The sequence below is a fragment of the Chitinophaga niabensis genome (assembly GCF_900129465.1).
Classification (GTDB): Bacteria; Bacteroidota; Bacteroidia; order Chitinophagales; family Chitinophagaceae; genus Chitinophaga; species Chitinophaga niabensis.
The window spans coordinates 3,107,400-3,134,202 of the sequence record NZ_FSRA01000001.1 but is presented as its reverse complement, the minus strand read 5'-3'; the positions used below and the strand labels follow the sequence as shown (position 1 = coordinate 3,134,202).

Annotated in this window: 23 protein-coding genes; 6 read left to right on the top strand and 17 right to left on the bottom strand. The window is 47.2% G+C overall.

Annotation, left to right across the window (positions count from 1 at the left end; translation table 11 throughout):
* Positions 1-4: 4 nt before the first annotated feature.
* Positions 5-3,760, top strand: a complete 3,756-nt coding sequence (locus BUR42_RS12330; RefSeq protein WP_074239522.1) for a sensor histidine kinase — start codon at positions 5-7, stop codon at positions 3,758-3,760.
* A 177-nt stretch (positions 3,761-3,937) separates the two neighbouring features.
* Here the strand turns inward: BUR42_RS12330 and plsX are convergent, their stop codons facing one another.
* Genes plsX through BUR42_RS12315 form a run of 3 tightly spaced genes read right to left on the bottom strand, consistent with a single transcriptional unit; the run spans position 3,938 to position 5,706 of the window.
* Positions 3,938-4,894, bottom strand: a complete 957-nt coding sequence (plsX, locus tag BUR42_RS12325) for a phosphate acyltransferase PlsX (protein ID WP_074239521.1) — start codon at positions 4,892-4,894, stop codon at positions 3,938-3,940.
* A gap of 48 nt (positions 4,895-4,942) precedes the next feature.
* The gene (rpmF, locus tag BUR42_RS12320) at positions 4,943-5,137 is read right to left on the bottom strand and encodes a 50S ribosomal protein L32 (protein ID WP_074239520.1); all 195 of its coding nucleotides are present in this window, start codon (positions 5,135-5,137) and stop codon (positions 4,943-4,945) included.
* A gap of 32 nt (positions 5,138-5,169) precedes the next feature.
* Complete coding sequence (locus tag BUR42_RS12315; RefSeq protein WP_074239519.1) at positions 5,170-5,706, bottom strand: YceD family protein; 537 nt, start codon at positions 5,704-5,706, stop codon at positions 5,170-5,172.
* Positions 5,707-5,900: 194 nt separating this feature from the next.
* Between BUR42_RS12315 and BUR42_RS12310 the strand changes: the two genes are divergently transcribed.
* Positions 5,901-8,366, top strand: a complete 2,466-nt coding sequence (locus BUR42_RS12310; RefSeq protein WP_074239518.1) for a PAS domain S-box protein — start codon at positions 5,901-5,903, stop codon at positions 8,364-8,366.
* A 2-nt stretch (positions 8,367-8,368) separates the two neighbouring features.
* Here the strand turns inward: BUR42_RS12310 and BUR42_RS12305 are convergent, their stop codons facing one another.
* A complete protein-coding gene (locus tag BUR42_RS12305; protein ID WP_074239517.1) occupies positions 8,369-9,247 on the bottom strand; it encodes a fructosamine kinase family protein in 879 nt (292 codons plus the stop codon).
* On the opposite strand from BUR42_RS12305, the gene BUR42_RS12300 reads away from it, so the two are divergent.
* A complete protein-coding gene (locus BUR42_RS12300; protein ID WP_074239516.1) occupies positions 9,246-10,334 on the top strand; it encodes a DUF3810 domain-containing protein in 1,089 nt (362 codons plus the stop codon). The two genes, BUR42_RS12305 and BUR42_RS12300, sit on opposite strands and share 2 nt — an antisense overlap.
* Before the next feature lie 104 nt (positions 10,335-10,438).
* On the opposite strand, the gene BUR42_RS12295 is transcribed toward BUR42_RS12300, so the two are convergent.
* Positions 10,439-11,386 (bottom strand): arginase, encoded by a 948-nt coding sequence (locus BUR42_RS12295; protein WP_074239515.1) that lies wholly within the window; start codon positions 11,384-11,386, stop codon positions 10,439-10,441.
* Positions 11,387-11,417: 31 nt separating this feature from the next.
* Positions 11,418-12,557 (bottom strand): acyl-CoA dehydrogenase, encoded by a 1,140-nt coding sequence (locus tag BUR42_RS12290; protein ID WP_074239514.1) that lies wholly within the window; start codon positions 12,555-12,557, stop codon positions 11,418-11,420.
* 195 nt (positions 12,558-12,752) lie between these two features.
* On the opposite strand from BUR42_RS12290, the gene BUR42_RS12285 reads away from it, so the two are divergent.
* The 3 genes from BUR42_RS12285 (at position 12,753) to BUR42_RS12275 (ending at position 16,423) form a co-directional block, all read left to right on the top strand.
* Positions 12,753-13,424, top strand: coding sequence for a YggS family pyridoxal phosphate-dependent enzyme (locus BUR42_RS12285; RefSeq protein ID WP_200798251.1), 672 nt, complete (start codon positions 12,753-12,755; stop codon positions 13,422-13,424).
* Positions 13,425-13,436: 12 nt separating this feature from the next.
* Complete coding sequence (locus tag BUR42_RS12280; protein WP_074239513.1) at positions 13,437-14,666, top strand: TlpA disulfide reductase family protein; 1,230 nt, start codon at positions 13,437-13,439, stop codon at positions 14,664-14,666.
* 494 nt (positions 14,667-15,160) lie between these two features.
* The gene (locus BUR42_RS12275; RefSeq protein WP_074239512.1) at positions 15,161-16,423 is read left to right on the top strand and encodes a serine hydrolase domain-containing protein; all 1,263 of its coding nucleotides are present in this window, start codon (positions 15,161-15,163) and stop codon (positions 16,421-16,423) included.
* On the opposite strand, the gene BUR42_RS12270 is transcribed toward BUR42_RS12275, so the two are convergent.
* From BUR42_RS12270 to dcd, 11 genes are all read right to left on the bottom strand, one after another.
* Positions 16,401-17,003, bottom strand: a complete 603-nt coding sequence (locus tag BUR42_RS12270) for a nucleotidyltransferase family protein (protein WP_074239511.1) — start codon at positions 17,001-17,003, stop codon at positions 16,401-16,403. The two genes, BUR42_RS12275 and BUR42_RS12270, sit on opposite strands and share 23 nt — an antisense overlap.
* Positions 16,966-18,096 (bottom strand): XdhC family protein, encoded by a 1,131-nt coding sequence (locus BUR42_RS12265; protein ID WP_074239510.1) that lies wholly within the window; start codon positions 18,094-18,096, stop codon positions 16,966-16,968. Before BUR42_RS12265 ends, BUR42_RS12270 begins: the two co-directional genes overlap by 38 nt.
* Positions 18,083-19,213, bottom strand: coding sequence for a cysteine desulfurase family protein (locus tag BUR42_RS12260; RefSeq protein WP_143197425.1), 1,131 nt, complete (start codon positions 19,211-19,213; stop codon positions 18,083-18,085). Before BUR42_RS12260 ends, BUR42_RS12265 begins: the two co-directional genes overlap by 14 nt.
* Complete coding sequence (locus BUR42_RS12255) at positions 19,210-21,333, bottom strand: xanthine dehydrogenase family protein molybdopterin-binding subunit (protein WP_074239509.1); 2,124 nt, start codon at positions 21,331-21,333, stop codon at positions 19,210-19,212. The genes BUR42_RS12260 and BUR42_RS12255 overlap by 4 nt, the downstream gene beginning before the upstream one ends.
* A gap of 19 nt (positions 21,334-21,352) precedes the next feature.
* On the bottom strand, positions 21,353-21,799 hold the full coding sequence (locus BUR42_RS12250) for a (2Fe-2S)-binding protein (protein WP_074239508.1): 447 nt from the start codon (positions 21,797-21,799) through the stop codon (positions 21,353-21,355).
* Between the two features lie 4 nt (positions 21,800-21,803).
* Positions 21,804-23,867 carry a xanthine dehydrogenase family protein molybdopterin-binding subunit gene (locus BUR42_RS12245; RefSeq protein WP_074239507.1) on the bottom strand — a complete coding sequence of 688 codons (2,064 nt, stop codon included), beginning with the start codon at positions 23,865-23,867 and terminating at the stop codon, positions 21,804-21,806.
* 3 nt (positions 23,868-23,870) lie between these two features.
* The gene (locus BUR42_RS12240) at positions 23,871-24,311 is read right to left on the bottom strand and encodes a (2Fe-2S)-binding protein (RefSeq protein WP_074239506.1); all 441 of its coding nucleotides are present in this window, start codon (positions 24,309-24,311) and stop codon (positions 23,871-23,873) included.
* 126 nt (positions 24,312-24,437) lie between these two features.
* Entirely contained in the window at positions 24,438-25,247 is an 810-nt protein-coding gene (locus BUR42_RS12235; RefSeq protein WP_074239505.1) for an alpha/beta hydrolase, read from the bottom strand.
* Positions 25,244-25,732, bottom strand: a complete 489-nt coding sequence (locus BUR42_RS12230) for a DinB family protein (protein WP_074239504.1) — start codon at positions 25,730-25,732, stop codon at positions 25,244-25,246. The genes BUR42_RS12235 and BUR42_RS12230 overlap by 4 nt, the downstream gene beginning before the upstream one ends.
* 2 nt (positions 25,733-25,734) lie before the next feature.
* Positions 25,735-26,145, bottom strand: a complete 411-nt coding sequence (locus BUR42_RS12225; protein ID WP_074239503.1) for a Dabb family protein — start codon at positions 26,143-26,145, stop codon at positions 25,735-25,737.
* Between the two features lie 111 nt (positions 26,146-26,256).
* On the bottom strand, positions 26,257-26,793 hold the full coding sequence (gene dcd, locus BUR42_RS12220; RefSeq protein ID WP_074239502.1) for a dCTP deaminase: 537 nt from the start codon (positions 26,791-26,793) through the stop codon (positions 26,257-26,259).
* Between the last annotated feature and the right edge of the window lie 10 nt (positions 26,794-26,803).

Sequence of the window (26,803 nt, the reverse complement as noted above, 5' to 3'; positions counted from 1 at the left end):
CATTATGCTCGATATCAAGGAAATAAGGCTGTTCATCCTCCGTAACGGTTACCTGCTGATCATAGCAGCATGGCTGTTCACGTTTGCCTTCCTGTTCAATAATTACTGGAGTTATTATTCTTCGCCCCACGGCGTGCAGCGCAGCCTGGAAAGTGATATCCGCAGCCGCCAGAAAGCCTTTAACGAACTCTCCGCAGATACAGCCCTCGTTAAAAAGCTCATGAATGGCACCTATTCGGAAGAAACGCTGAAGTCCATTTATGAGGAGAACTATTTTGTTTTCGGGTACGATTCAGTAGCCATTGGCTACCGGATGGTGTTCTGGAGTACAAATACAGTACAACCACCTGTTTTTGAGGGTTTACATGCAGGCGTCACCTTCCGCAAGCTACCCAATGGTTATTATGTAATGCTCTGCCATCCCCTGGAACAGGGTAAATATTTAGTAGGCCTCATTCCCGTAAAGCAGGAGTATGCCATCAACAACGATTACCTGGGTAGCCAGTTCTACGGGCGTTCTGCCATAGGGGAGGAGTATGCGATCAATGTACGCCCGCCCGGTTTGCCGGTGCTGGACCTGAATGAGCATATCCTCTTTTACCTGCATTACGATCCGGGCAAATCGAACCCGGCCCCCAGCCTGGTAAGTGTATTATTGCTGGTAGTGGGTTGCATCTTTGTACTCATTTTTATTAACCTCTTTGCCACCCTGCTGGCAAAAAGCCTCACACCGCTCTGGGGATTCCTCTTTCTCCTGGGCATCGTGCTGCTGTTCCGGTACCTCAGTTATGTGTACAATTTCCCGATGGACCTCAGAACGCTCAATCTCTTTAAGTCTATCATCTATGCAAAGGACGAGGTGTTCCGTTCTTTGGGAGATCTTTTGCTGAACGTACTCCTGGCCTTCTGGCTCATACTCTTTTTCCGCCAGCATGTACGCACCATCCATCCCCCCGTATTGAGGGAAAGATGGCAGCGCTGGCTGATCATCGGCATCGCAGGACTGATGATGTTCATCGCAGGGCAGTTCCTGCTCGATTTGATCCGCAGTCTTGTTATTGATTCCAATATTTCCTACGACGTCACCAACTTTTTCAGCCTGAATGAATACAGCGTGATAGGTAGTATGAGCCTTGGTTTCATCGCTATCAGCTTTTTATTCTTCTCGCAGATCGTTAACTACCTGCTGAATCAGCTCACGGATTTTCAATATCGCAGTAAATATATCTCCCTGGCCGTAGTAGGACTGGTATGGCTGGCTTTCCGTTTCAACAAGCCTGACCTGAGCACTTCCATCGTGTTCATGTTCTGGCTGTTAGGGTATGTATTGTTGCTGGACCTGCTGGAACGTCGTTTCAGTGAGGGTTCTTCTACTTTGCCCTTTATTGTATGGATGCTGACGATGACCATCACTACTTCTGCCGTACTCATTTATTATAATAACCAGAAGGAGCTGGAGCAGCGGGAACGGGTGGCCAAGAACATCTCGCGGCAGCGGGACCCTTATATGGAAACCCTGCTGAATGATGCGGGGGAGCGGCTCACAAAGGACCCCTTCGTGCGGCAGTTCTTCCTGGAACGCACGCAGGATTATAAAATGATGCTGGAAAGAACGCTGGAGGATAAATATTTCTCCCGTTATCTCAGCCGTTATGATGTATCCTTTTATACGTTTGATGAAGAAGGGCAATCCCTGTATAATCATGATTCCACCACGCTGGATGAACTGAACAAACGCATCATGGTAGATAGCAGGCTGCCGCATGTGATGGGTACAGACCTTTATTATGATGAAAGGAGCTTTAACGATTACAGTTATATCGGTAAGAAAGAATTCACACGGTTCGGCGATACGGTTTCAGGATATCTTTTTTACGAAGTAAGATCGCAACCGGAAACCCAGCGGCCAGACAGGTTGTATCCTGAACTGCTGATCGAGAGCGGCTTGCAGACGCCTGACCAGCAATACGTAGAACTGTATTCCTATGCGGTGTACGACAAGGGGAACCTGGTGAGCAATCACAATAACTATCCATTCAAAGTAAAATTATCGCCATCGGAAACGCCTGCGGCGGACATCGTTTTCCGGGAGGAGAACGGCTATTCCCTGCTTTACTACAAAGCCTCAAGAGACAAGCTGGTGGTAGTGGTGAAGCCTACCAGGAACTTCCTGGAGTTTATCACGCTCTTCGCCTATATGTTCTGCCTTTTCCTGCTCATCATTGGTATCTACAGCCTGCTCGATCTGCTGATCAAAGCGCGGTTGCGGATATCCAACCTCACAACTACAATGAAGCTGAGCATCCGTACCAAAGTGCAGAGTACCATCATCTTTGCAGTAGTGTTCTCTTTCCTGTCGCTGGGAGTGGCCACCATCCTTTTCTTTATCAGCCGCTACAGGGCGGAGAATGCAGAAAAGCTGAGCAATACCGTGAATGGCATTGCAAAGGATATAGAAGATGTGTTCTACGAACAGCGGATGTTTGATGAGATGGATATGATCTACGATTCCATCTTCTTAAAAAGTTTATCCGGCCGCATCAGTGAAATTGCAACAGAGCATAACGTTGATCTGAATATCTATGATAATACAGGCAGGCTGCAACTTTCAGCGCAGCCGCTGATGGTGGAAAAGGGGCTGCTTTCAGAGTCTATGAACCCTGTGGCTTTCTACCAGTTGTCCAAACTGAATAAGATCCAGTTCATCCAGGAAGAGCAGATCGGTACCATGAGGTATATCAGCGGCTACATCCCGCTGCGGGATAAAGGAGGTGTTTTTGCGTACCTGAATGCCCCTTATTTTGCCACACAAACGGAATTGAACCAACAGATCTCCACCTTCCTGGTGGCCCTGATCAATATCAACGCTTTCATTTTCCTGATAGCGGGATTGCTGGTGTTATTGATCTCCAATACCATCACCAAATCCTTCTCGCTGATCACGGAAAAGATCCGGAATGTGAACCTCGGGCAGCATAACGATGTGATAGAATGGAATAAAGATGATGAAATAGGCATGCTGGTGAAGGAGTACAATAAGATGGTACAGAAGCTGGAAGTGAGCGCGGCGATGCTGGCTAAAAGTGAGCGGGAAGGGGCCTGGCGGGAAATGGCGCGGCAGGTGGCGCATGAGATCAAAAATCCGCTTACGCCCATGAAGCTAAGCATTCAATACCTGCAGCGTGCTATTGCCAATGATTCGCCTGATGTAAAGGCCCTCTCTAAAAATGTGGCCGGTACGCTGGTGGAGCAGATAGATCACCTGGCCAATATTGCGTCCGATTTTGCGGCATTTGCCCAGATCGGTAAAGGTAATAATGAGAAATTCTCCCTGAGTGAAGTATTGCAATCAGTTACGGGTTTGTATATGAGCAACCCGGAGATCAATATCTATTTTGAAAGGCAGGAGAAACCCTACCTGGTGGATGCTGATAAAACACAGATCAACCGTTTATTCACCAACCTGGTGCAGAATGCTGTTCAGGCCATTCCGGAAGGCCGGGAGGGGCATGTGGTGATCAGTATGAAGGACGAAGGGGAGAATGCGGTGATCGTGGAAGTGATCGATAACGGGCATGGCATTCCCGTGGAAGTGCAACCCAAGATCTTTGTGCCCAACTTTACAACAAAGTCTTCCGGCACGGGATTGGGGCTGGCGATGTGCAGGAATATCGTGGAGCAGGCGAGGGGAGAGATCTGGTTTAGGACTACTCCCGGGGTTGGTACTACCTTCTTTGTGAAGTTGCCTTTGGTTGGTTGATTAGCTGTCATTTTATCCGAATATGGCATGCAAAATGGCAGTGGGTGGGGGTAACTACGCTTTTGATACGCTTTTGATATGCTTTTGATACGGTTTTGATACGCTTTTGCTCAGGTCCAATAAAAAAAGAAGGTGATCTTTAGGACCACCTTCTTTCAAATATCATCCATCTTAAGCTTAGTTCTCTTTTGCTACCTCTACAAAGCTCTCCCTGATCTTATCCATCAGTTTGCTTTCTATCATCTGCTGGGCAGTTCTGATCATGTTTTTGAAAGCTTCTGCCCTGGCAATACCATGGCCAATGATCACTGGCTCGGCCACACCCAGAACAGGGGTACCACCATATTGCTCATGATCGAAACGGTCCATGTATTCATCTTTGATATTGCGTCTTACTGCCACATCATGGAAGGATTCAGCCATTTTCAGTACCACATTGCCGGTAAAACCTTCACAAACGATCACATCCACCGTTTCTTTGAAGATATCCCTTCCTTCCACGTTGCCGATGAAGTTCAGTAAAGCGTTCTCTTTCAGCAGGGGGTAAGTGGCTTGTGCCAGGAGGTTACCTTTTCCTTCTTCCTCACCAATATTCAGCAATCCAACCCTTGGCGTAGCGGTACCCATGATGTACTGGGAGTAGAGGGAACCAAGAATGGCGAACTGCACCAGGTTTTCCGGTTTGCAATCCGCATTGATCCCTACGTCCAGTAACAGCCCATTGGAGCCGTCTTCCCTTGGTAAGATAGTGGAAATAGTGGGGCGTTGAACACCCGGAATGAGTTTGATAGAGTATATGGCACCCACCATCATAGCGCCGGTATTGCCTGCGCTGATGAATGCATCTACTTTCTTATTCTGCAGGAGGTGAAAGCCGATGGAGATGGAAGACTGCGGCTTTTCTTTCAGTGCTTTGGTAGGATGTTCATTCATCCCGATCACCTGGGACGAATGAACAACTGTATATCTTGACTGGTCTAACCGGGCATCCGAGATCAACGGTGCTAAGGCCTGCTCATCACCGATCAACACAAGATGCACTTCTGGTGCAGCGTTGTCTAAAAATAATCTTACTCCTTTTACTGCTTCTGCGGGTGCATAGTCGCCACCCATCATATCTAGCCCGATTCTCATGAACTTTATTTTGTCTAGTTAGCTCGGGTGTAAAATTAGTAAAAATTATTATTTAGCAGCAGCTTGTTTTTCCAAAACAACTTTTCCTTTGTAGAACAGTTTGTTTTCTACCCAATGTGCGCGATGTCTCAGATGCGCTTCACCGGTTACGCTGTCTGTACTTAAAGTTTCAGCGAAAGCCTTGTAATGCGTTCTTCTCTTAGCTGATCTTTGCTGCGAATGTCTACGTTTAGGATTCGGCATTTTATTTGAATTTTAATTGTCCGTTTTTTAAATTAATTGTCTCTGAATTTTTCCAATCCTTTCCAGATCGGGTTTGTTTTGTCTTCGCCCTGTTCTTTCATCTTGTCCAGCATTTCAAGAACCTTTGGATCACAACCGCTTTTGCCGTTCGCGTCATCCGGATGGATACGCTGCATCGGGAAGCTCAGGTTGATGAATTCGTACACAAAGTCCGCTACGTTCAGGTGTGATTCCGTCCTCGGGATGTAAGTAACATCCGGGTCTTCATCCCCATTCATCTCCTCCGGGTTTTCCACCAGTTTTACAACCTGGTTGAAATCGTCCCACAACTGCAGTTCGAATGGTTGCCCGCAACGATCGCAAATAACAGTTGCTGTACCGCCAACTTCGAATTTCAGCAAAAAGAAGTTACTTTTCTTATCAAATTGTAACTTTACCGTAGCGTTGCAATTCGAGAAATCCTGCTGGCCATAGTTTTCAAAGAAACTGTCAGTGATCTGGTATTGGAATGTGTGCACTCCGGGCGTCAGACCTACAAAAGCTATGTCGAATTCGCGGAGATGCTTCATATCAAATAAACCTCACTTTTAGAGGGATGCAAAGGTAATAAAAGATTTCCAAAAGCAAAAATTTCATACTTTTGCTGATACTCAACCGATATTTATATATAAAAATTTATAAAAATGTCAGATATTTACTAATAAGCACTTGTGTTAATTTCGTAACTTCATATCCGCATGAATAAATTCCAGATGAATGCCTTATGAAATCCTATAATGCCCCCTATTCCGCAAACGATATGACTCCCAAAGGAAGAATAGGCCGCAATACATCACGTTCCTTGAAGTCCAAGCCCACCTCTACAGATGGGTTACCGGATATTTTTGCCCTTCCCATCGCTGTTTACCTCCAAAATACAAATGCAGGTGTTTTAGTGTCAGACGAACGTCACCGTTTTGTCTGGGGTAATAATGTGTTCATGGAGTATTTCAACACCGGCCCCTACAAAGGTAACATGATCGACAAGGCTTTCCGCCCCATGATCGATTATTGTGCCGAACATCTTACTGATCCCATAGCTTTTGAGTTGAAAATGAAGGAGTTGAAGCGCAGAAAGAAACCTTTCTTTGGCTGGGAACTCGTTTTCAAAACTGGTCACATCCGTGAAATCAGCTATATACCCGTATTTGACAATGGCCGTTTTGCCGGCAGCATCTGGCAGATCGTGGATGTTACCCGCCACCGTCAGTGGCAGGAGGAACTGATCCGTACAGACGAAAAATACCGGGTGATCCTCGATAATCTCAATGCCGCCCTCTGTGAAACAGACCTGGATGGCGTCATTGTTAAAGTATATGAAAGCTTCTGCCGCCTTTCCGGTTATACGGAAGATGAGCTGATAGGCCGCAACATCACGGATATCTTTGTTCCCGAGGAAAACAGGGAATATGCCCGTAACCTCCGCCGGTACCGGGTAGAGAAAAAGGTGGCACTGCTCTATGATATGGAGATCGTGCTGAAGGACGGTTCCCGTAAATGGGTACTGGCCAGCTCCGGCAATATTTACGACCGGGATGGGAATGCAGTAGGCGGGGTAGGCATCCATATGGACATTACCCCCCAGAAGATCCTGCAAATGGAGCTGGAGGCCGCTAAACAGGCTGCCGAAGAAGCCCAGCGTACCCAGAAGGAGTTCCTGGCCAATATGAGCCATGAGATCCGTACACCCCTGAATGCCATCATCGGTATGGCCCACCTGCTGGATGAAACCACTTTGAGCGAAGAACAGAAGGAATACATCAAAATATTAAAGCATTCTTCCGGCATCCTGCATGGCCTGATCACGGATATCCTGGATATTTCCAAGATCGAAGCGGGCAAACAGGAAATAAATGCCCGTGAGTTTGACCTGAAGGAACTGATCCAAAGCATGAAGAACACCTTCCAGCTGAAATTGGGTCAAAGGCCGGTGAAAGTGACGGTGGACTTCGATAAACGGATCGATACCCTGCTGATAGGAGACGATATGATCCTGAACCAGATTTTGATGAATTTACTGGGAAATGCAGAGAAATTCACAAAAGAAGGCGAAATTGCCATTAAAGTATCCCTGGATGATATCCAGGGGAATGCACTCTGGATCAAATTCATGATCTGCGATACGGGGATCGGCATTCAGAAAGATAAACTGGAACTGATCTTCCACAACTATAAACAGGCAGAAAAAGATATCAGGGAGCGTTACGGCGGCACGGGTCTTGGCCTGGCCATCGCCAAACAGCTGGTGGAATTACAGGGCGGGCAGATCAGTGTGGAAGAAGGCCCTGTGTACAAAACATCCTTCAGTTTTAACCTGCCCTTTATGGATACGCGCAAACGTTCCGTGCATGTGGCAGACGGGGAACTGGAAAACAAGTATTCGAAGATCGACTTTGGCAATGCAAAGGTACTGGTGGTAGAAGATAACGCCATGAACCTTAAATATATACTCAGCCTGCTGGAGAAATACAGGATCAACTATCAGCTGGCCACCAATGGCCCTGATGCCTTGTATTTCCTTGAATCCAGGCAATACGACCTGGTGCTGATGGATATCCGGATCCCGGGAATGGACGGTTTTGAACTGGCCAAAAAGATCCGGGAAGATGAAAGCAGACCTAATGTAGCAACACCGGTGATCGCCACCACGGCAGCAGCGATGCCCAGCACCATTGCGCTGGCAAGGAATATCGGGATCACTGACATACTAACAAAGCCATACACACCTGACCAGTTGCTGCAGGTGTTGAATAAATATCTAAATGAGGATGAAACCGAAATCATTATGGAAGTGCAAAATTTAAGCGGTTACGAATTCCACCCCAGCCTGGATGTTCGCTACCTAAATACCCTATACGAAAGTAACATCGGATATGCCATCGATCTGTTCGAGATCTTTGTGATGACGAACAAGGAGGAAGTGGGCAAACTGCAAGCCCTGGCAGATAATAAGGATTGGGACGGACTCAAGTTCCAGGTACACAAGATCAAACCTAACTTTTCCATGGTGGGCCTTACCTGGATCACCACTAAAATGGAAACACTGGAGAATTATCTCAACAAAGCTGTTTCCCTGGAAACGATCCCTGTTATGCTGCGGGAGATCACAGATGAACTGAAAGGGCTGTTCCCGATCATTGAACAGGAATTACAGAAGATGTATGAGTTTGTGAAAATGCAGGAAAGATAAGATCAGATCCCGTTCAGTACTTCTTTTACGTCATTATAATAATTTCCGCCGAAGAGGTTCAGGTGTACCATTAAAGGGTATAACTGGCATAGACCGATCCTTTTCTGCCATCCCGGCGCAAGCGGGCGGATGGCCTGATAGGTATAATAAAAGCGGGTATCAAATCCGCCAAACAACCTCGTCATGGCCAGTTCCATCTCACGATGACCAAAGTAAACTGCGGGGTCAAATATGCAGGCTTTTCCATCCGTACCTACCAGGAAATTTCCACTCCACAGGTCACCATGCAACAGGGCAGGGGGCTCTTCCGGGAAGAGTTCAGGCAGCCGTTTGCAGATAGCTTCCAGCTGATCGAGCATGGCCTTATCCATCCGGTGTTTGTCATATGCCATTTTTGCCAGGGGCATCAGGCGGTTGAAGGCATAGAAAACCGGCCAGCTCACATAAGGCGTATTGTATTGTTTAATGGAACCGATATAGTTGGAACCACTTAATCCGAAATAACTTTGGGTAGTTTGATGCATACGGGCCACGGCCGCTGCGAAGTTCTCCCAGAAATCGGGTGCCGCTGTTCCCTTTTCAAGGAACTGGGTAACCAGGAAAGCACGGTTACCGGCTACGCCATGCGCCAGAGGTTTGGGAACGGCAATCACATTTGCCTGGCGAAGCTCTTCAAGGCCATCGTACTCGCGGAGGAACATATCCGGAAAACGTTTAGCATCATTCAATTTCAGGAACCAGTCTCCCTCATTGGTCATTAAACGATATGTTTCATTTATATCTCCGCCATGTATCCTCTCTGCCTGATTTATCTGTATTTTCACAGATAATTTGTGGGACAGGGCGCTGGCTAATTCCCGTTTAATAATTTCATCTATCATGTTCCTTCAAGTTAAAATGGAAACGAACGACCTGGTTAAAAGACAATTAATTTCAATCGCCGTAAGCATTGTAGCTATCCTTGTATTAAACTGGGTTCTCGCAGCAGAAGGGTGGCTGTCAGCGCTTTATTTCCATAGGTGGTACGTTTTCATTAGTACACTTCTTAGAAAAGTTCTTGGCTTCGTGCCCTTTAGTATAGGCGATGTAATATACATCGTCTGGATAATAGTTGGGATAATTTTTTTGTTAAGAACGCTGTGGAGCCTTATCCGTGGCCAGTGGAAGCACTTATTGTACAAGGTTTTAAAAGGGTTGGGGTCCATACTATGGCTCTATTTTATTTTCCTTTTATTCTGGGGAGGACATTACCGCCGCAATTCCCTCGCAGCAGATCTTGGTTTTGAAGTAAAACGCTACACCACTGCGGACCTTTACCTGCTCACGGATACACTGGTGAAACTCACCAACCATGATAAAGCAGTGCTGGATGCACTTTCGCCGGATACCAGCGCTAAAGCCACTTTTAAAACAGCCGCGGAAAGTTACCGCCAGATAGCTAAGATCTGGCCCGGACTTCGTTATAATTATCCTTCCGTTAAATCTTCTTTATACGGCAAATACCTTAATTACGTTGGGGTAACGGGTTACCTGAACCCCTTCACCAATGAAGCTCAGGTGAACACTACAGTGCCTGCTTTCCTTCAGCCGTTCACCACCTGCCACGAGATTGCGCATCAATTGGGATATGCGCCGGAAGAGGATGCTAATTTTATCGGCTACCTGGCTGCCAGCAGAACTGCCGATAGCCGTTTCCGTTATGCTGCCAATTTTGAGATGCTGTTGTACAGCGTGCGGCAGTTGGGGCGCAGGAATAGTTACCTGGCAAGGCTTATGTGGGACAAAACGTCGCCCGGCGTAAGGGAGGATGTACGGAAAATGATCCTCTTCTACCGTGAGTACGAAGGGCCTATCGATGATTATTCCGCCGTATTGTACGATCAGTACCTGAAGGCAAACCAACAGGCAAAAGGGATCAGGAGCTATAGTGAAGTGGTGGGATGGCTGATGGCTTACTACCGGATCTAGTTCATCATCAGCCATAGTAAAGCTTGGGATGACTGATGGCCTTGCAGGATCTAGTTCATCATCAGCCATAGTAAAGCTTGGGATGACTAAGGGCTTTGCAGGATCTAGTTCATCATCAGCACATTCACACTCCTTTGCAGGATGTTGAAAGCGATCTCTGCCATCAGGTTTTCTTTGTCCAGCGTAGGGTTCACTTCCGTTATCTCAAAACAGCAGATCTTGCGGTGCTGCATGAATTTGGAAATAAGGTCTTCCGCTTCCCGTTCCCGCAGGCCATTGCTAACGGGTGTTCCGGTACCACGGGAAATAGAGGCATCCAGGCTGTCCACATCAAAAGAGATATAAATGTGCTCGCAATCACTTAAGTAACGGAATACAGAACGGGCAATATTCTCTGCGCCTTTACGCCGTACTTCGTTTGTAGTGATCACCTTCATACCGTATTTCTTAATCAGGTACTCTTCTTCCTTTTCATAATCCCGCAGGGAAATGAAAACAATGTCTTCAGGCAGCACCTTGGGGGCTATCTTCCCTATATTCTTCAGCTGGTTCCACATCCTGGCAGTGTTTTCATCCAGTTCATGCACCTTATGTTCTTCATTATCTTCTGCAATGGAGGCCGCCAGCGGCATGCCATGCATATTGCCGGAAGGTGTGGTGTAAGGCGTATGGAGGTCTGCATGCGCATCGATCCATATCACACCCAGTTTGGCTTTGGGCCTTGCCATTTTCAGGCCGGCAATGGTTGCGCCTGCGGTGCTGTGATCGCCGGAGAGGATCACAGGGAACCAGTTGGCTTTAATGGCCTCACTTACGCTTTTGCTGATCCTTTCGTATAAAGTATAGGTGCCTTTGATACGTTTGGCAAAAGGGGATTCAATAGGTTCAAACAGGAGTTTATTTTCTGTTTCGATCTCTTCCGTAGGGAAGTGAACGAAGAAACTGCTCATAAAGTCCAATGCAGCTATTTTAATAGCATCCACACCCAAACTGGCGCCTCTTGTTCCTGCGCCTATTTCGGATTTAACCTCAATGATCTTAATGTTTTTCATAAATTATTTTGGTGTAAGGCCGGCATCCCTGTTATCCAAGGATGCTTCGGCTGATCACGATCCGTTGTACTTCGGATGTGCCTTCATATATCTGTGTGATCTTCGCATCGCGCATAAGGCGCTCTACATGGTATTCTTTTACATAACCGTAACCACCATGTACCTGTACTGCCTCTGTGGCTACCCACATGGCGGTTTCTGACGCAAATACTTTTGCCATAGAGCCGCTGAGGGTATAATCCATTTTATTGTCTTTTTCCCATGCGGCGCGCAGGCATAATAAACGGGCTGCTTCCACTCTTGTGGCCATGTCTGCCAGTTTGAACTGGATAGCCTGGTGCTGGCTGATCTCTTTACCGAAAGCTTTGCGGGTTTTGGAGTACTTCAGGGCCAGTTCATAAGCGCCGCTGGCAATACCCAGCGCCTGGGAGGCAATGCCTATACGGCCGCCGCCTAAGGTTTTCATGGCAAATTTGAACCCAAAACCATCATCGCCGATGCGGTTCTCTTTCGGCACTTTCACATCCTGGAACATGATACTGTGCGTATCACTGCCGCGGATGCCCAGTTTATTTTCTTTGGCACCGATAGTAACACCGGGAGAATTCTTTTCTATGATAAGGGCGTTGATACCTTTACTGCCCAGTTCAGGATGGGTTTGTACCATCACCAGGTATACACTGGCTGAATTGCCGTTTGTGATCCAGTTCTTGGTACCGTTCACCAGGTAATGGTCCCCTTTATCTTCCCCCATTGTTCTCTGGGAAGTAGCATCAGAACCGGCTTCCGGTTCACTTAACAGGAAAGCGCCGATCATTTCACCACTGGCCAGGGGCACCAGGTATTTTTGTTTTTGTTCTTCCGTACCATATGTTTCAAGGCCCCAGCATACCAGGGAATTGTTCACGCTCATCACTACAGATGCAGAGGCGTCTATTTTGGAGATCTCTTCCATGGCTAAAACATAGGCAATAGTATCCAGGCCGGCGCCGCCGTATTTAGGGTCAACCATCATTCCGAGGAAACCTAATTCTCCCATTTTTTTAACCTGCTCTGCCGGAAACTTTTGTAACTCATCCCGCTCTATTACACCCGGCAGCAGTTCGTTCACCGCAAAATCTCTGGCTGCTTTTTGAATCATCAGGTGCTCTTCCGTTAACTGAAAATGCATACGTAAATTGTTTTAGTGGTGTTTACAAACCTATTTTAAAATGAGGATGTAAAAAAATCGGCTCATAGAATTTTATGGAATCAAGCAATTATACGGTATTGTTGAATATTTTGCAGGAATGTAGCCTCTTAATTTAGGCTTTTCACAATGGCCTTTTGCTCAGAAGTGGTAAAAGTCTATTATTTTTGTAGGAATATGGCAGTGAATATAGCAGCCTATCAGCAGGTTATTAATGAGTTAAGGTCCTTTAATGCCCGCCTGGTAGCCGTATCAAAAATCAAACCTGTATCAGATATCCTTGCATTATATGAAGCCGGCCAACGGATCTTCGGAGAGAATTATGTGCAGGAGCTGGCCGATAAGCAAACCCAATTGCCGGAAGACATTCAATGGCACTTTATCGGACATCTGCAAAGCAACAAGGTCAAATACATTGCCCCCTTTGTGAGCATGATCCATGGGGTAGACAGCCTGAAGCTATTACAGGAGATCAATAAACAGGCCGCGAAGAACAACCGGGTGATCGATTGCCTCCTGCAGGTATTTATTGCGCAGGAAGAAACAAAGTTCGGGCTGGATGAAACAGAGCTGGATCAACTGCTTGCGCAGGCCGCCGGCTTGCAGAACGTACGGATCGCCGGTTTAATGGGCATGGCCAGTAATACAGACGATGAAGCGCAGATCAGCAGGGAATTTAAAGGACTCGCTGCCTTACATGCCAGGCTGAAGGAAAAGTACTTTCCCGGCACAGATGATTTTAAAGAACTGTCCACCGGTATGAGCGGAGATTATAAGCTGGCCCTTGCAGAAGGCAGTACGCTCGTAAGGATCGGCAGTTTACTTTTTGGGGCAAGAAACTATGCTTAAATATATTTCAGGATGAAAAGATTATTGTTCATAACCCTCGCGGCATTGGCTGCATGTGGTACACAACAGAAAGCCCAACTGGCCACAGGTGCCTGGCAGGCTCACCTGTTGCGGGAAGACGGCGGAGATATTGTATTTAATTTCGAGCTGCTGGATAGCGCCGGAAAGAAGACCATCCATATCCTCAATGCAGGAGAACGTATGCTGGTAGATGATGTGCGGCAGGAAGGAGATTCTGTTTTTATCCGCATGCCTTTCTTTGATAATGAATTCCGTGCGGCGCTGCAGGCAGATGGCAGTTTACAGGGATTATGGATCCGCCACCTGGCAGATAAGGATGCCACCATTGCCTTTAAAGCAAAACCCGGTATTTCAGAAAGGTTTGCCAGTACACAGGCACCCAAATTCAATATCAGCGGCCGCTGGCCCACTTACTTCACTTCCCCTAACCGCAAGGATAGCAGTTTTGCCATTGGTGAATTTTCGCAGAACGGAAGTATTGTACATGGTACTTTCCTCACCACTACCGGCGATTACCGTTACCTGCAGGGTGTGGTAGATGGTGATTCCCTCAAACTTTCCACCTTTGATGGTTCGCATGCCTACCAGTTCAATGCACTCATTACAAATGATTCTACGATCAGCAATGGCGTATTTTACCAGGGCATCACTAATAAAGAAATATTCTCTGCCCGTAAAGACAGCAGCGCTAAACTGCAGGATGCCACTACGCTGGCCACTGTAAAAGAAACCGGTGCAGTACTGGATTTCAGCTTCCCTGATCTGGACGGAAATAAGGTATCCATTAAGGATGAACAGTTCAAAAACAAAGCAGTGATTGTACAGTTATCCGGATCATGGTGCCCTAACTGCATGGATGAAACGGCTTACCTGAGTGATTGGTATAAGAAGAATAAAGACCGCGGGGTAGCGATCATCATGCTTTGCTATGAACGCACTACTGATTTTGAAAAGTCGAGGAAAGCAGCAGCCGGTTTTGCGAAACGTTTTGATGTAACCTACCCGGTATTGCTCACAGGTGTTACACCCGCTGATCCGCAGAAAGCAGAGAAAACGCTGCCGCAGCTGACAGGTATCAAGGGTTTCCCCACCACGATATATATTGACAAGAGCGGCAGGGTGAAAGAAGTACATACCGGGTTTAACGGACCGGGTACAGGGGAACATTATGAGGCGTATAAGAAGGAGTTTAATGCTTTGATGGATGGATTATTGAAGTGATTTTTCTTTTCGATAAGAGGGAAGGAGAAAGGTGGGTGACCATTTTTCTCCTTTTTTAATGAAAATATTCATCGCTTTTTACCAAGCGTTCATCCCTTGCGAAGAATAAATTTTATGACTTTTTTAAAAAAGTAATGTTTTCTTTCAGTCAGTGTCATGGCTTGTTTCATGGGGTGTTGATAGTGGTGCTATCAAATTGATCATAAGGCCGTCAGCGTGTTTTTTTGTTGTTCTGTTCCTTTCTTTATATTTGATCAGGAACATTAGATGTGCAGGATATTGGACTGGAAAAACAGTTCATTTTGTAGCATGATGACGCCCCTCAACAAAAAACCATCCAGGTTTAAAAAAATCCTGGATGGCCTCACAAAGATTGTAAGCTTGCTTACAAAAATGAAGAACCTTTTTGATCTTTTTCACTAAGGTTCAAAGCCTGGAGTTCACGGCTCCGGGCTTCTTTATTAAAATTACGTCTTTTTTAGTACTTTTCTAATATGAAAAAGATCTCCACGTTATTCCTGTTCCTCTTCTTCGTATCAGCCGCTTTTGCACAGCAGCAGTTCAAGCAGGCAGCTAATGCCGCCGCCGCGGGTTTCAGCGCAGAAAGGCTGGCCCGCATAGACAGTTTCTTCAACGCCATTATCAAAGAAGGGCTGGCACCTAATGCAGTAACCTTCATTGCCCGCAATGGCCAGATCGTGCACAATAAAGCGTATGGTTTCAGTAACCTGGAAAAACACACGCCGGCACAGACAACAGACATCTTCAGGATCGCTTCGCAGACGAAGCTGATCACTACCATTGCTGTGCTGATGTTATATGAGGAAGGCCGTTTACTGCTGGATGACCCTATTTACAAATACCTGCCGGAATTCAGGGACACAAAGGTTTTGGTGAAGTATGATAAAGAAACGGGTAAGGCAGAAACCCGCTGGCCCAGGCCAATGCCTACCATCCGGCACCTGCTTTCCCATTCAGCCGGAATACCTTATGAACACCCGATGGACAGCGTATTGAATGGCAAAACAATGTTAGGACTGAGTTCACTGGATGCCGTTACAACAGAAGAACTGGTGAAGAAGGTAGCGCAACGCCCCCTGGTGCATGATCCGGGCACACAGTTCACCTACGGGTACAATACAGATGTGGCAGGAAGGATCGTGGAAGTGGTGTCAGGAAAAAGCCTGAGCGACTTCTTCATGGAAAGGATCTTCAAACCCCTGGGCATGAACGATACTTATTTCTACCTGCCAGCTTCAAAAGCCGGCCGCCTGGTAGAGCTGTATTCCAAACAAAGGCTGGAAAGCCCGCTGACACTTCATTCCGATATCTCTAACAGAACATTCCCCATTGCCGGTAAACAAACCCTGCACCTGGGAGGTGCCGGGCTGGTAAGTACGGCCACAGACTATGCGAAAGTTTGCCAGTTCATTCTGAATGGCGGTACGTTCAACAATGTAAGATTGCTCTCCCGTAAAACCGTAGATATGATGGGGCGGAACCAGATTGGCGGAAGTAATGTATGGGACAGGAATGATAAGTTCGGCCTGGGATTCCAGATCATTACAGACAGTACAAGATATGGTGACCAGGCATCTCCCGGTTCACTGACATGGGGCGGCGCTTATTGTTCAGAGCATACCATTGATCCAACAGAAAAGCTGATCTTACTGGTGTTTACGAATGTATCTCCTTATGCCTACTACGGAGATTTTGTGCGGAAGTTCCGGGTGCTTACTTACCAGGCGTTGCAGTAATTAATGCCTGGTAGGCCTCCTCCGTATCGATATCAATAGCTCCCGGTGGAAAAGGAACAATGGCGGTATCTGCCTCGTGTTTTTCAATGATACGTTTGGCGCCTGTATCGCCGGTGAGGGATAAGAGTTCAGGGAAAAGTGTTTGGTCAAATAAAGCAGGCACTCCTTTTCTATCCTCATAATAGCTGGCAACGATCCTGGCACCTGTTGTTTTGTGTTTGGCTATTAAGGCGGAGAGGTGTGCTGCATTTACATGTGGCTGATCACAGACCATGAGGATGATGTTCTCCACCCGTTCCTTCATGTACTGAACACCATGGCGAATAGAGGATGCCATTCCTTCATTGTGATCAGGATTGTGTATAACAGGTACATTTAATGTTGCTGTTTCAGCACCAAGTATTACTACCAGGGCACCGGCATTTACTTCAGTGGCCGTTTTAATAGCATTGTTCAGCAAAGTATCTCCCTTGTAGAGAAGGAATTGCTTGGGTGTGCCCAGCCTGCGGGATGTTCCGGCAGCCAGGATAACAATGCCATATTTAAGATGTTCCTGCAATGATCTCTGTTTTTCTTTCATGCATTTTGCCTGTGAAGCTGCGCAGGTAAACTCCGGACCTGCCGGCAAATACTGCCTTTATTTCAGCGAGAACTGCCAGCGCTATCTCTTCGGCCGTTTCTGCTCCGATATCCAGCCCTACAGGGCTGTAAACACGTGATAATTGTTCTTCCGTTACCTTTGTTCCTTCTTCTTCAAACTCCGTCAGCATCCTGCTGAGCTTCTTCCTCGGGCCCAGCATGCCGATGTAATTTACAGGCATTGCTATTAAAGCTTTCAGCAGGGCCTTATCGTAGTTGTAATTGTGTGTCATCAGCACAACGGCTGTCTGATCATCTATCACCAGCTCCCGCAATGCACTTTCGGGGTCGGAAACAATCACCCGGCAGGCGGGAAAACGCTGGGAGTTGGCATAAGCGGGGCGGCCATCCACTAAGGTAATGTCCCATCCTAATACTTCACCGATCTGTACCAAAGGCAATACATCATTGCCCGCACCTGCTACTATAATAGAAACAGGTGGTGGAATGTATTCATAGAATGCAGAAACAGGCTGGCCATTATCACGATATTCAATGAAAATGGACTCCTTTATATTCTTTGCATCGTTGATGGCAGCAGGTATAATATTATCCGCTTTTAGCAATGCTCCATCTGCTTTCAATAATAACCGCGTGCCTTGCTGTTCACTCCATTTATTGTGCAGGGAGAAGAAAGTGACCAGTACTACTGCCTGCCTTTTTTCCAAAGTATGCTGCAGGAGTATGATAGGGTTTACAGGGTCTTCTGGTAGAATGGGTTCTATCAGTACCCGGATGATGCCATTACACCCCAGTCCAACACCTATTACGGCATCTTCTTCATCAGAAGTATCATAAGTGGTGAGCAGGGGTTTTCCCTGCATCATTACCATCAATGCTTTCCGCAGGGCATCTCCTTCCAGGCATCCTCCGCTGATCGCGCCGGTAAGCATACCATCTTCCGTGATCAGCATCCGTGCGCCGGGTGCTCTGTAGGAAGAACCTGCTACGTGTACCACTGTGGCCAGTGCAGCCTTTTGCTGCTTTTTACAGGCCAGCTCATAGGCATGTATGATCTGCTTAATCTCTTTCATATACTGGTTGTAATTTCCGCACAGTTTCCGTTAACAGCCCCACTGCAAAGTTCACCTCTTCTTCCTTAGTAAAACGGCCCAGGCTGATACGAATGGAATTGCGTGCATCCTCCCGTGTTAGCCCCATGGCCAGCAGTACATGTGAAGGCTGTTGCACAATCCCGCTGCAGGCACTTCCGCGGCTCAGGGCCAGGTGTTTGGATACGGTAAGCAGTAATTGCTCACTATCTATGCCAGGGAACAGGATATTGCTCACATGGGGCAACCTGTTGCCGCTTCCATTTACGAATGAACCGGGCAGCGATGCCAGCAGTTCACGTTCCATTTTATCTCTCAATGTTGCGCTTTCCATATGGCAGATCTCTGCTGCTTTGCCGAACCCTATTATACCGGGTGTATTCAAGGTACCACTGCGGTTCCCTCTTTCATGCGCGCCACCATGTAATTGCTGCAGGATGGTTTTATTGTTCCGGACATATAAAGCACCTACGCCTTTCGGGCCATATAATTTATGCGCAGAAAAAGGCATCAGATCAATGTCTTCTACATTTACCGGAATCTTCCCGACAGCCTGGGTTGCATCACACATAAAACATACACCATATTTCCTGGCGATAGTACCTATTGCTTTAACAGGATGGATCACGCCGGTTTCGTTGTTGGCGTACATTAATGCAATGCAGATGGTTTCTTTCCTGATGGCATGTTCCAGGTCTTCCAGGGAGATCTGGCCTTGCTGATCTGTGTGCAGATAAGTAATTGAAAACCCTTTTTCTTCCAGGTAAGCGCAGGTATCCAGTACGGCGGTATGTTCTGTTCTTGCGGTAATAATATGTTTGCCTTTGGAGGCATTTGCTTCTGCGAGCCCTTTCAGCGCAAGGTTGATGGCTTCCGTTGCCCCGGAGGTGAAAACGATCTGTTTAGGATTAGCCTGTATTAAATGCGCCACCTGCTCTCTTGCATGCTCTGTTGCTTCTTTGGCCATCCAGCCGAAACCATGGTCCCTGCTGGCAGTATTTCCATAATGGTGGGTGAAGTAGGGCAGCATCTCTTCCACTACCCGCGGATCGCAGGGTGTGGTAGCACAATAATCAAAATATAATGGCACTGTTATCATGCGAACAGATCACTTTTGATAAAAGGCTGACTGGTGAGCCTTACACCTGTTGCTGCAAAAACGGCATTCGCCAATGCTGCGCCGGCAGGGGGTAAGGCTGGTTCGCCAAGTCCTGTTGGTGCTACATTACTTTTTATAAAATGAATTTCTATTTCAGGTATTTCGCTTAAGCGGATCATGCGGTAAGCGGAGAAATTGGTCTGATCAGGTTTACCCTTTGTAAGTGTGATCTCTGCAAACATAGAGTGGCCGATGCCATCAATGATACTGCCTTCTACCTGCGTTTCCGCGCCACTCAGGTTCACAACTGTTCCACAATCCACCACGCAATACACCTTTTTCAGTTTCACCTTTCCATCTGCCTGTTTTTCTACTTCTGCCACCTGCGCTACATAACTTTCAAAAGAGAAATGCGCGGCGAATCCAAGGAAGGTGTTTGCACCTTTGGATTTTCCCCATCCACCTATTTCAGCAGCTTTTTTGATCACCGCTGCAAACCTGTCCGGCTCATAATTCACCCTGCCTGTGGGACTGCTTTTTGCCTGTTCTAAAAGTTCCAGGCGCAGTGCTACAGGGTCTTTGCCTATCTTGTGTGCAATCTCATCCAGGAAGGATTGTTCCGAGAAGGCAATGAAGTTGTGGGTGGGCCCTCTCCAGGGTGCCGTGGTAACAGGGGATTTATATACATGGGTATCTACCTGCAAGTTGGGTACTGCTCCTGCAGGGAAACTATCAGGGCTCGCAGCACCACCCACGCCTGCAGAATAATGATGCCAGGCCACCAGCTTATTGTCTTTATCAACAGCAGCCCTGTACTTATAACTGTACATGGGCCGGTAATAACCACCACCCATATCATGTTCTCTTGACCAGATCACGTTTACTGGAAGATTGCCCGCGAGTTTGGATACGATAGCCGCCTCTTCCACAAAATCCGTCATCAGCCTTCTTCCGAAACCACCACCCATACGCGTCATCATCACAGATACTTTATCTTCGGGCAGTTTCAATATTTCTGCCACACGTTGCCTTGCACGTTCCGGTGTTTGTATGGGGCCATACAATTCAGCGCTGTCTGCTTTCACATGGGCGAAGAAGTTCATGGGCTCCATGGTATTATGGGCCAGGAAGGGCGCATCAAATGCTACTTCTATTACTTTGGCTGCATTGGAAAAAGCGGCATTTATATCACCGTCTTTTCTCCTGGGTTTATCCTGCGGATCTTTAGCCAGGAGGGCATGCAGGTTTTTAATATAATCATCTGTGCTTTCCAGCGGGCCTTCTTCTTTCCACTGTGCTTTCACTTTTTTTGCACCCTGCATCACTTCCCAGGTAGAACGGCCCAGCACTGCGATCTTATTCTCAAAACGGAGTACCTGTTTTACACCCAATGCTTTCTTTGCTTCTGCATCATCAAAAGAAACCAGGGACATGCCAAATGCAGGCGGCCTGATAATGGTGGCATATAACATGCCTTCCCGTTTGGTGTCAATGCCGTATTTGTATTTGCCGGTAACGATGGCATGATTGTCCACATTCCTGATGCGTTGTCCGAGCAGCTTGTATGTTTCCGTGGACCTTACTTTTACATCTTTGGGAACTTCCAGTTTGGCAGCTGCTTCTGCCAGTTCACCGTAGCTCATTTTTTTGTTGCTCCCTTTATGAAGTACCATCCCATTCTCCGTGGTACATTCAGCTGCAGGTACTGCCCATGCGGCAGCTGCTGCATTGATCAGCATTTGCCTTGCAGTGGCACCTGTTTGCCTGAAAGATTCCCAGCTTGCACGCACAGAACCACTACCGCCTGCCACCTGCCGTTTGTATTTAGTGGTATCCAGTCCGGCTTGCTGTACCTGTATATTTTTCCAGTCCACATCCAGCTCTTCCGCGATCAGCATAGGCAGGGAAGTTTTAACACCCTGGCCTATTTCCGGATTGGGGCTCATGAGTGTGATGCGGCCCTGTGTATCGATCCTGATGAAAGCATTAAGATCAAAGGTCTGCTCCTGCCCCGGGGTATCTGCAGCAAGGGTACTGAACCCAAGGATCAAACCTCCACCCGTTAACGCACTGATACGGATGAAATTCCTTCTGCTTAATTTTTTATCCAGTTCTTCCATATGTAGGTTTTAAGGAGCGTTAGATTAAACTTTTGACTGCTTTTTTAATACGGGTATAGGTGGCACAGCGGCAGATATTCGTCATGGCATCATTGATCTCTTCATCTGTTGGATGAGGATTGCTTTTCAATAATGCTGCAGCTGCCATGATCTGTCCGCTCTGGCAATATCCGCATTGCGGAACATCTATTTCTTCCCATGCTTTTTGTACAGGATGATCGCCGTTTGCAGATAAACCTTCAATGGTAATGACCTTCTCTGTGCCTACGCTGCTTACAGGATATACGCAGGACCTTACGGCTGCATCCCCGATATGAACTGTGCAGGCACCGCATTGCGCTATACCGCAACCAAACTTTGTTCCGGTAAGGCCGATCACATCCCGCAATACCCATAGCAAAGGCATTTGGGGGCTTACATCCACCGTGTGTTTTTTTCCGTTGACCGTTAAATTGAATGTTGCCATAGTTTTATGAATTGGTCTTGAGCCCTTGTGGAATCAAAGGCAGGTTGTACAATTTAATACCCGTAGCATCCAGGATGGCGTTGCGTATAGCAGGGGCAATGCCAACAATGGGAGTTTCACCGGCGCCGGCCGATGGTATATCTTTCCTGTTGATCAGTATAATGTCCAATGGTGGTATGTCCGTAAAGCGGGGCACGCGGTAGCTGGAGAGGGAAGGATTTAAGATCCGTCCGTCCGCAAAGTCGATCTCCTCAAACAACGCACCTCCCAGGCCCTGGAGGATACAGCCCATCACCTGGTTTTCCAGGTGCATGGGATTTACGATCGTACCACAATCATAAGCAGCCACAATGCGCAATACTTTAAGTTGTTCTGAGGAGGTATCATGTACTACTTCCACACAGGTGGCAATGTAGGAGTTCTTTACAAATCCGCAGGCGATGCCGTAACCATGGCCGGCTTTCTTTTCTTTCTTCCAGCCAAACTTTGTAGCGGCGGTTTGCAATACATGTTTCAGGCGTTCATCTTTTAAATTGCTTAGCCTGAAATCAAGTGGATCACGTTTTAATTTCCGGGCGAGGTCGTCCATGATGCTTTCAATGGCAAACACGTTCGCTGTGGCTGCGAGGCCACGGTAGGAGCCTTGTTTTAACGGTGTTTTGGAAGGATGGAACTGAATATGTTCGTTAGCCGTATCGTAGGGCATATCTATTCCTGCGTTGCCGGAATTGTAATTATGAAATTCCCAGGAGGTGATAAGCCCTTCTTTATTTACACTCGCTGCTGCTTCAATGAGGCCTCCCGGTCTTAAATAAGCCCATTTAAATTCTTCCTCACGCGTCCATACCACTTTTACCGGTTTGCCGGTTACCTTAGCCAGCTTTGCCGCTTCAAGGGCTGCTTCTCCACTGTGTTTCCCACCATAGGCAGATCCGGTATCCGGCATGATCACACGGATCTTTTCTTTAGCGATGGAGAATTCTTCCGCCAGTTCTTCCTGTACACCAAAAGGGCGTTGCGTGCCGGTCCATACAGTAAGTTTTTCACCTTCCCAGATGGCGATGGCTGCGCGTGGTTCCAGGGGAACATGCGCTATGTATTGTATTTCAAAATGCTGTTTAATGTTGATGGCGGAAGCTGCAAACGCCTTTTCCACTTCTTCTTTATGATCCCCTTTCCTCGCATTCTCCTTCAGGTAAGTGAAGATATTGGCTTTGGAAGGTTGTGCAGTGGTATTCCATTGCGCATCTATCCTGGCCAATGCATTGGCGGCAGTTTGCGGATCGGGGGCAATCACTCCTACAAAATCCTTCTCTTTTACGATAGTAACGGCAGGGGATATACGCGCTTTTTCTACATCAGCGGAAACCAATGTTGCGCCGTAGGAGGGTGCCCGCAATATTTTTCCGTACACCATGCCCGGCACCACCATGTCAGATACATATTTGTGTTTACCGGAAACGAAAAGTTTACCGTCGATCTTAGGCACTGCGGTCCCTGCTACCGTCCATTGTTCCGCAGGAGTTAAGGTTACTTTATCGTTGAGGGGAAGTTCCAGCTTTTTGCCTTTGACCAGTGCTGCATAACTCAGTGTTTTACCGGAACTGGTATGCACAGCTTTACCATCTTTCACTTTCACGGATTGTTTATCCGTTTTCCATTCTGCCGCCGCCATATCTGCCAGTGCTTCTTTCAGGGAGGCAGCAGCTTTGCGCAGTTTGGGGGCCATGGTAGGAGTAGTGAGGCTTCCGTATGTGCCACGGTCGTAAGGTGTCAGCAATGTATCTCCCATGGTCATTTCAATGGCATCCACCGGTACAGAGAGTTCTTCTGCCACCACCTGTGATAGGGAGGTGCGGATGTTTTGCCCTACTTCCACCTTTCCGGTAAATACGGCGATCTTGCCATTTTCCTGTATATGGATCCAGGCGGCAATGCTGTTTTCGTCTGCGAGGGCTGTTTCTTTTGATGCAAACAGATCGGACCAGGTGAGGATAATAGCCACCCCTCCGCCCAGCAGTTTGAAGAAATTCCTCCTTGTAACGGTATGTATAGTCGGATTATCCATGGGTTAAGCTTTGCTGATGGCATTAATGATGCGTGGGTACACACAGCACCTGCAGATATTACCCTGCATGGCGTCTATGATCTCCTGCCGACTGGGTTTCGGGTTTTTCATCTTCAATGCAATGGCGGCCATGATCATACCTGAAGAACAATAGGCACACTGAAATGCATCCGCATCCAGGAAGGCCTGTTGCATGGGATGCAGTTTTCCATCCTTTTCCAATCCTTCTATTGTAAGGATGGCCTTGTTCTGTACACTCGCAACAGGTGTAATGCACGAAGGCATCGCACGGCCATCTACCAATACTTTACAGGCACCACATGCCCCTTCGCCGCAGCCGTATTTGCTGCCCGTTAGGTTCAAATGGATTCTTAAAGCATCTAGTAGAGTGGTGTTATCTGGTACGTCAAGTGTATAATCAGTGGAATTGACATTGATCTTCATAGACGTAAATTGACCTGTTTCAAATATAACAATAATGAAATACTCCTGCAACCTTTAATGATCAGCGGTCAGGACATAAAAAAAGGGCCGTCTCCTGCTTCGAGACGGCCCTTTTTATGTTGTGTATTATTTACGATCAAAGAAGTTGTGCATGAACAGTAACTGGTATTGCACGGCATTGTTCCAGTAATCCCAGTTATGTGCGCCGGGCCTGGTTAAATAGTCGTGCGGAATGCCGCGGTACAGTAGTTCTTTATGCAGGTTTTCGTTCACTTTATAGAAGAAATCCTCCGTTCCGCAATCAATGATCAAAGCCAGTGAATTGGGCGTGAGCAGATGCAGCATATTGATCACGGTGTATTTATCCCAGCGTTCCGGTTGTTCCGCCTGTGTGCCCAAACGTTTGGCCATGTTCCAGTTGTTGGGGTAAGGGCGGATGTCCACACCACCGCTCATGCTGCCGGCAGTGCCAAAAACATCCTGGTGCCTGAATGCAAGGTAAAGTGCACCATGGCCACCCATGCTCAGGCCGGTGATCCCTCTGCCTTTTGCATCTTTCCTTGTTTTGTAATTCGCATCTACCCATTTCACCAGCTCTCCTGCCACATAGGTTTCATATTTCCAGGATGCATCTTCCGGGCTATCCCAATACCAGCTGCTTACGCCGCCATCCGGGCAAACGATCATCATCTGCAACTGGTCTGCTGCATCCTGTACATATTTCACATTCTTTACCCAGTTGTTGTAGCTGCCACCATGGCCATGCAGAAGATAAACAACCGGCCATTCTGCTTTATCAGCATAATTATCCGGCCTGATCACTACGGCTTTGATGTTTTTTTTCATAGCGTTGCTATAGGTATCAACGGTGTCAACTTTAGCTGCCTGCGCAACGCCGCAAGCCAGCAGGAAAAATATAACGAGGAGTTTTTTCATTTTAAGACATTAACAGTAACTAATAACTGGCCGGTATGGCGCATGGTATGTTCTGCGGCGTGGAATAATAAACCCATTACGGTAGAAGGCAGTTGCTTCCTGCCAACACCACGGAAGTCGGTAAGCGTGTTGGGATCTGTTTGAGATAATTGCTGAAGGGCTTTTTTCACCTGTTCATCAAAACGTTGGAGCAAAGCGGCGGAGGTTGCCACCGGTTTTCCTTCTTCCGCTAACTGATCATATTGTTCCTGGCTCAGCAATTCTGCGCGGGCATAAGTGAACAGCCTGTCTATCACACCGCTCATATGTTGCAGGTGGAATCCGGGAGCGGCAACGCCCCGGGGGGCTTCCCATAGTTTTTCTTCCGGGAATCCCTGCATCATGGTATTCACTTCCCTGTTAGCCTGCAACAATGCATGTGCAACAGGTTGCAGTAATGCCGGTATGTTTTCTACCGGCCCGCTCATCCAGTATTCAGTAGCCATAATTATGCTTCTACGGCATCGTACACAATTACTTTATCCCAGAGAGGACTGCAATTCTTAATGAATTCCAGGTGGATGGGATGGGTCTGGTAGGCTTCCTGGCCTGCGAGGTCGGCAAAGAACATCAGTTCGGAAACAGCCCAGCTGTTATCTACCACGTCCCTTTTCTCTGTGCTGGCCACTACACCTACGCGCAGTTCTTTTACGGTAGGTATTTTAGATAAGGATTTTACCCCTGCTATCAGTTTAGCGCGGTCTTCCTTGGAATCAGGGTTCTTCAGCCAGAAAAATACATGGTGAACTACCGGGTATTTCGGTGGCTGATTGGACAAAGGCATGGCCACTGCGGCAGTACCTGCAGCGAGGGCAGCGGCAGTGCCCAGAAATTTTCTTCTGTTAGACTTGGAGCTCATATTGGTTTTGTTAATGGGAATGAAAGTAGTGTATAAATTTTAGAAATTATAATGGCACAAAAAAGGCCCGGAATGCCGGACCTTTTTATATAATCAATTGAATATCAGTTGTTAAAACACATTCTTCCACATCATGCTCTCCACAGGCCGCACCGTACGCCCATTGTACTTCGCATCGCCTTTCTTATTATAGAAAGTTTCCACATCTCCTTCCACTGCAAAGTAGATCAGCTGTCCGATAGGCATGCCTGCATAAATGCGTACCGGCTGTGCGCAGGAGATCTCCAGCGTCCAGGTGTTGCAAAAGCCTACATCTCCTTTTCCGGCGGTAGCATGGATATCGATACCCAGGCGGCCTGTGCTGGACTTGCCTTCCAGGAAAGGAACATGCGCATGCGTTTCCGTGTATTCAAGTGTAACACCCAGGTAGAGCGTATTCGGCTGAAGGATGAAACCTTCTTCCGGGATCTCGAAATGCACGATCTCATTGTGCCTGCGGGCATCCAGCACCCTGTCCTTATAAGTGGCCAGGTACTTTCCCAGATGTACATCGTAGGAGTTGGTACCCAGGAATTTGCGATCATAAGGGCTGATCACGATAGTGCCCTTTTCAATTTCCTCTAAAATCCTTTTGTCAGACAAGATCATGAATGTGATT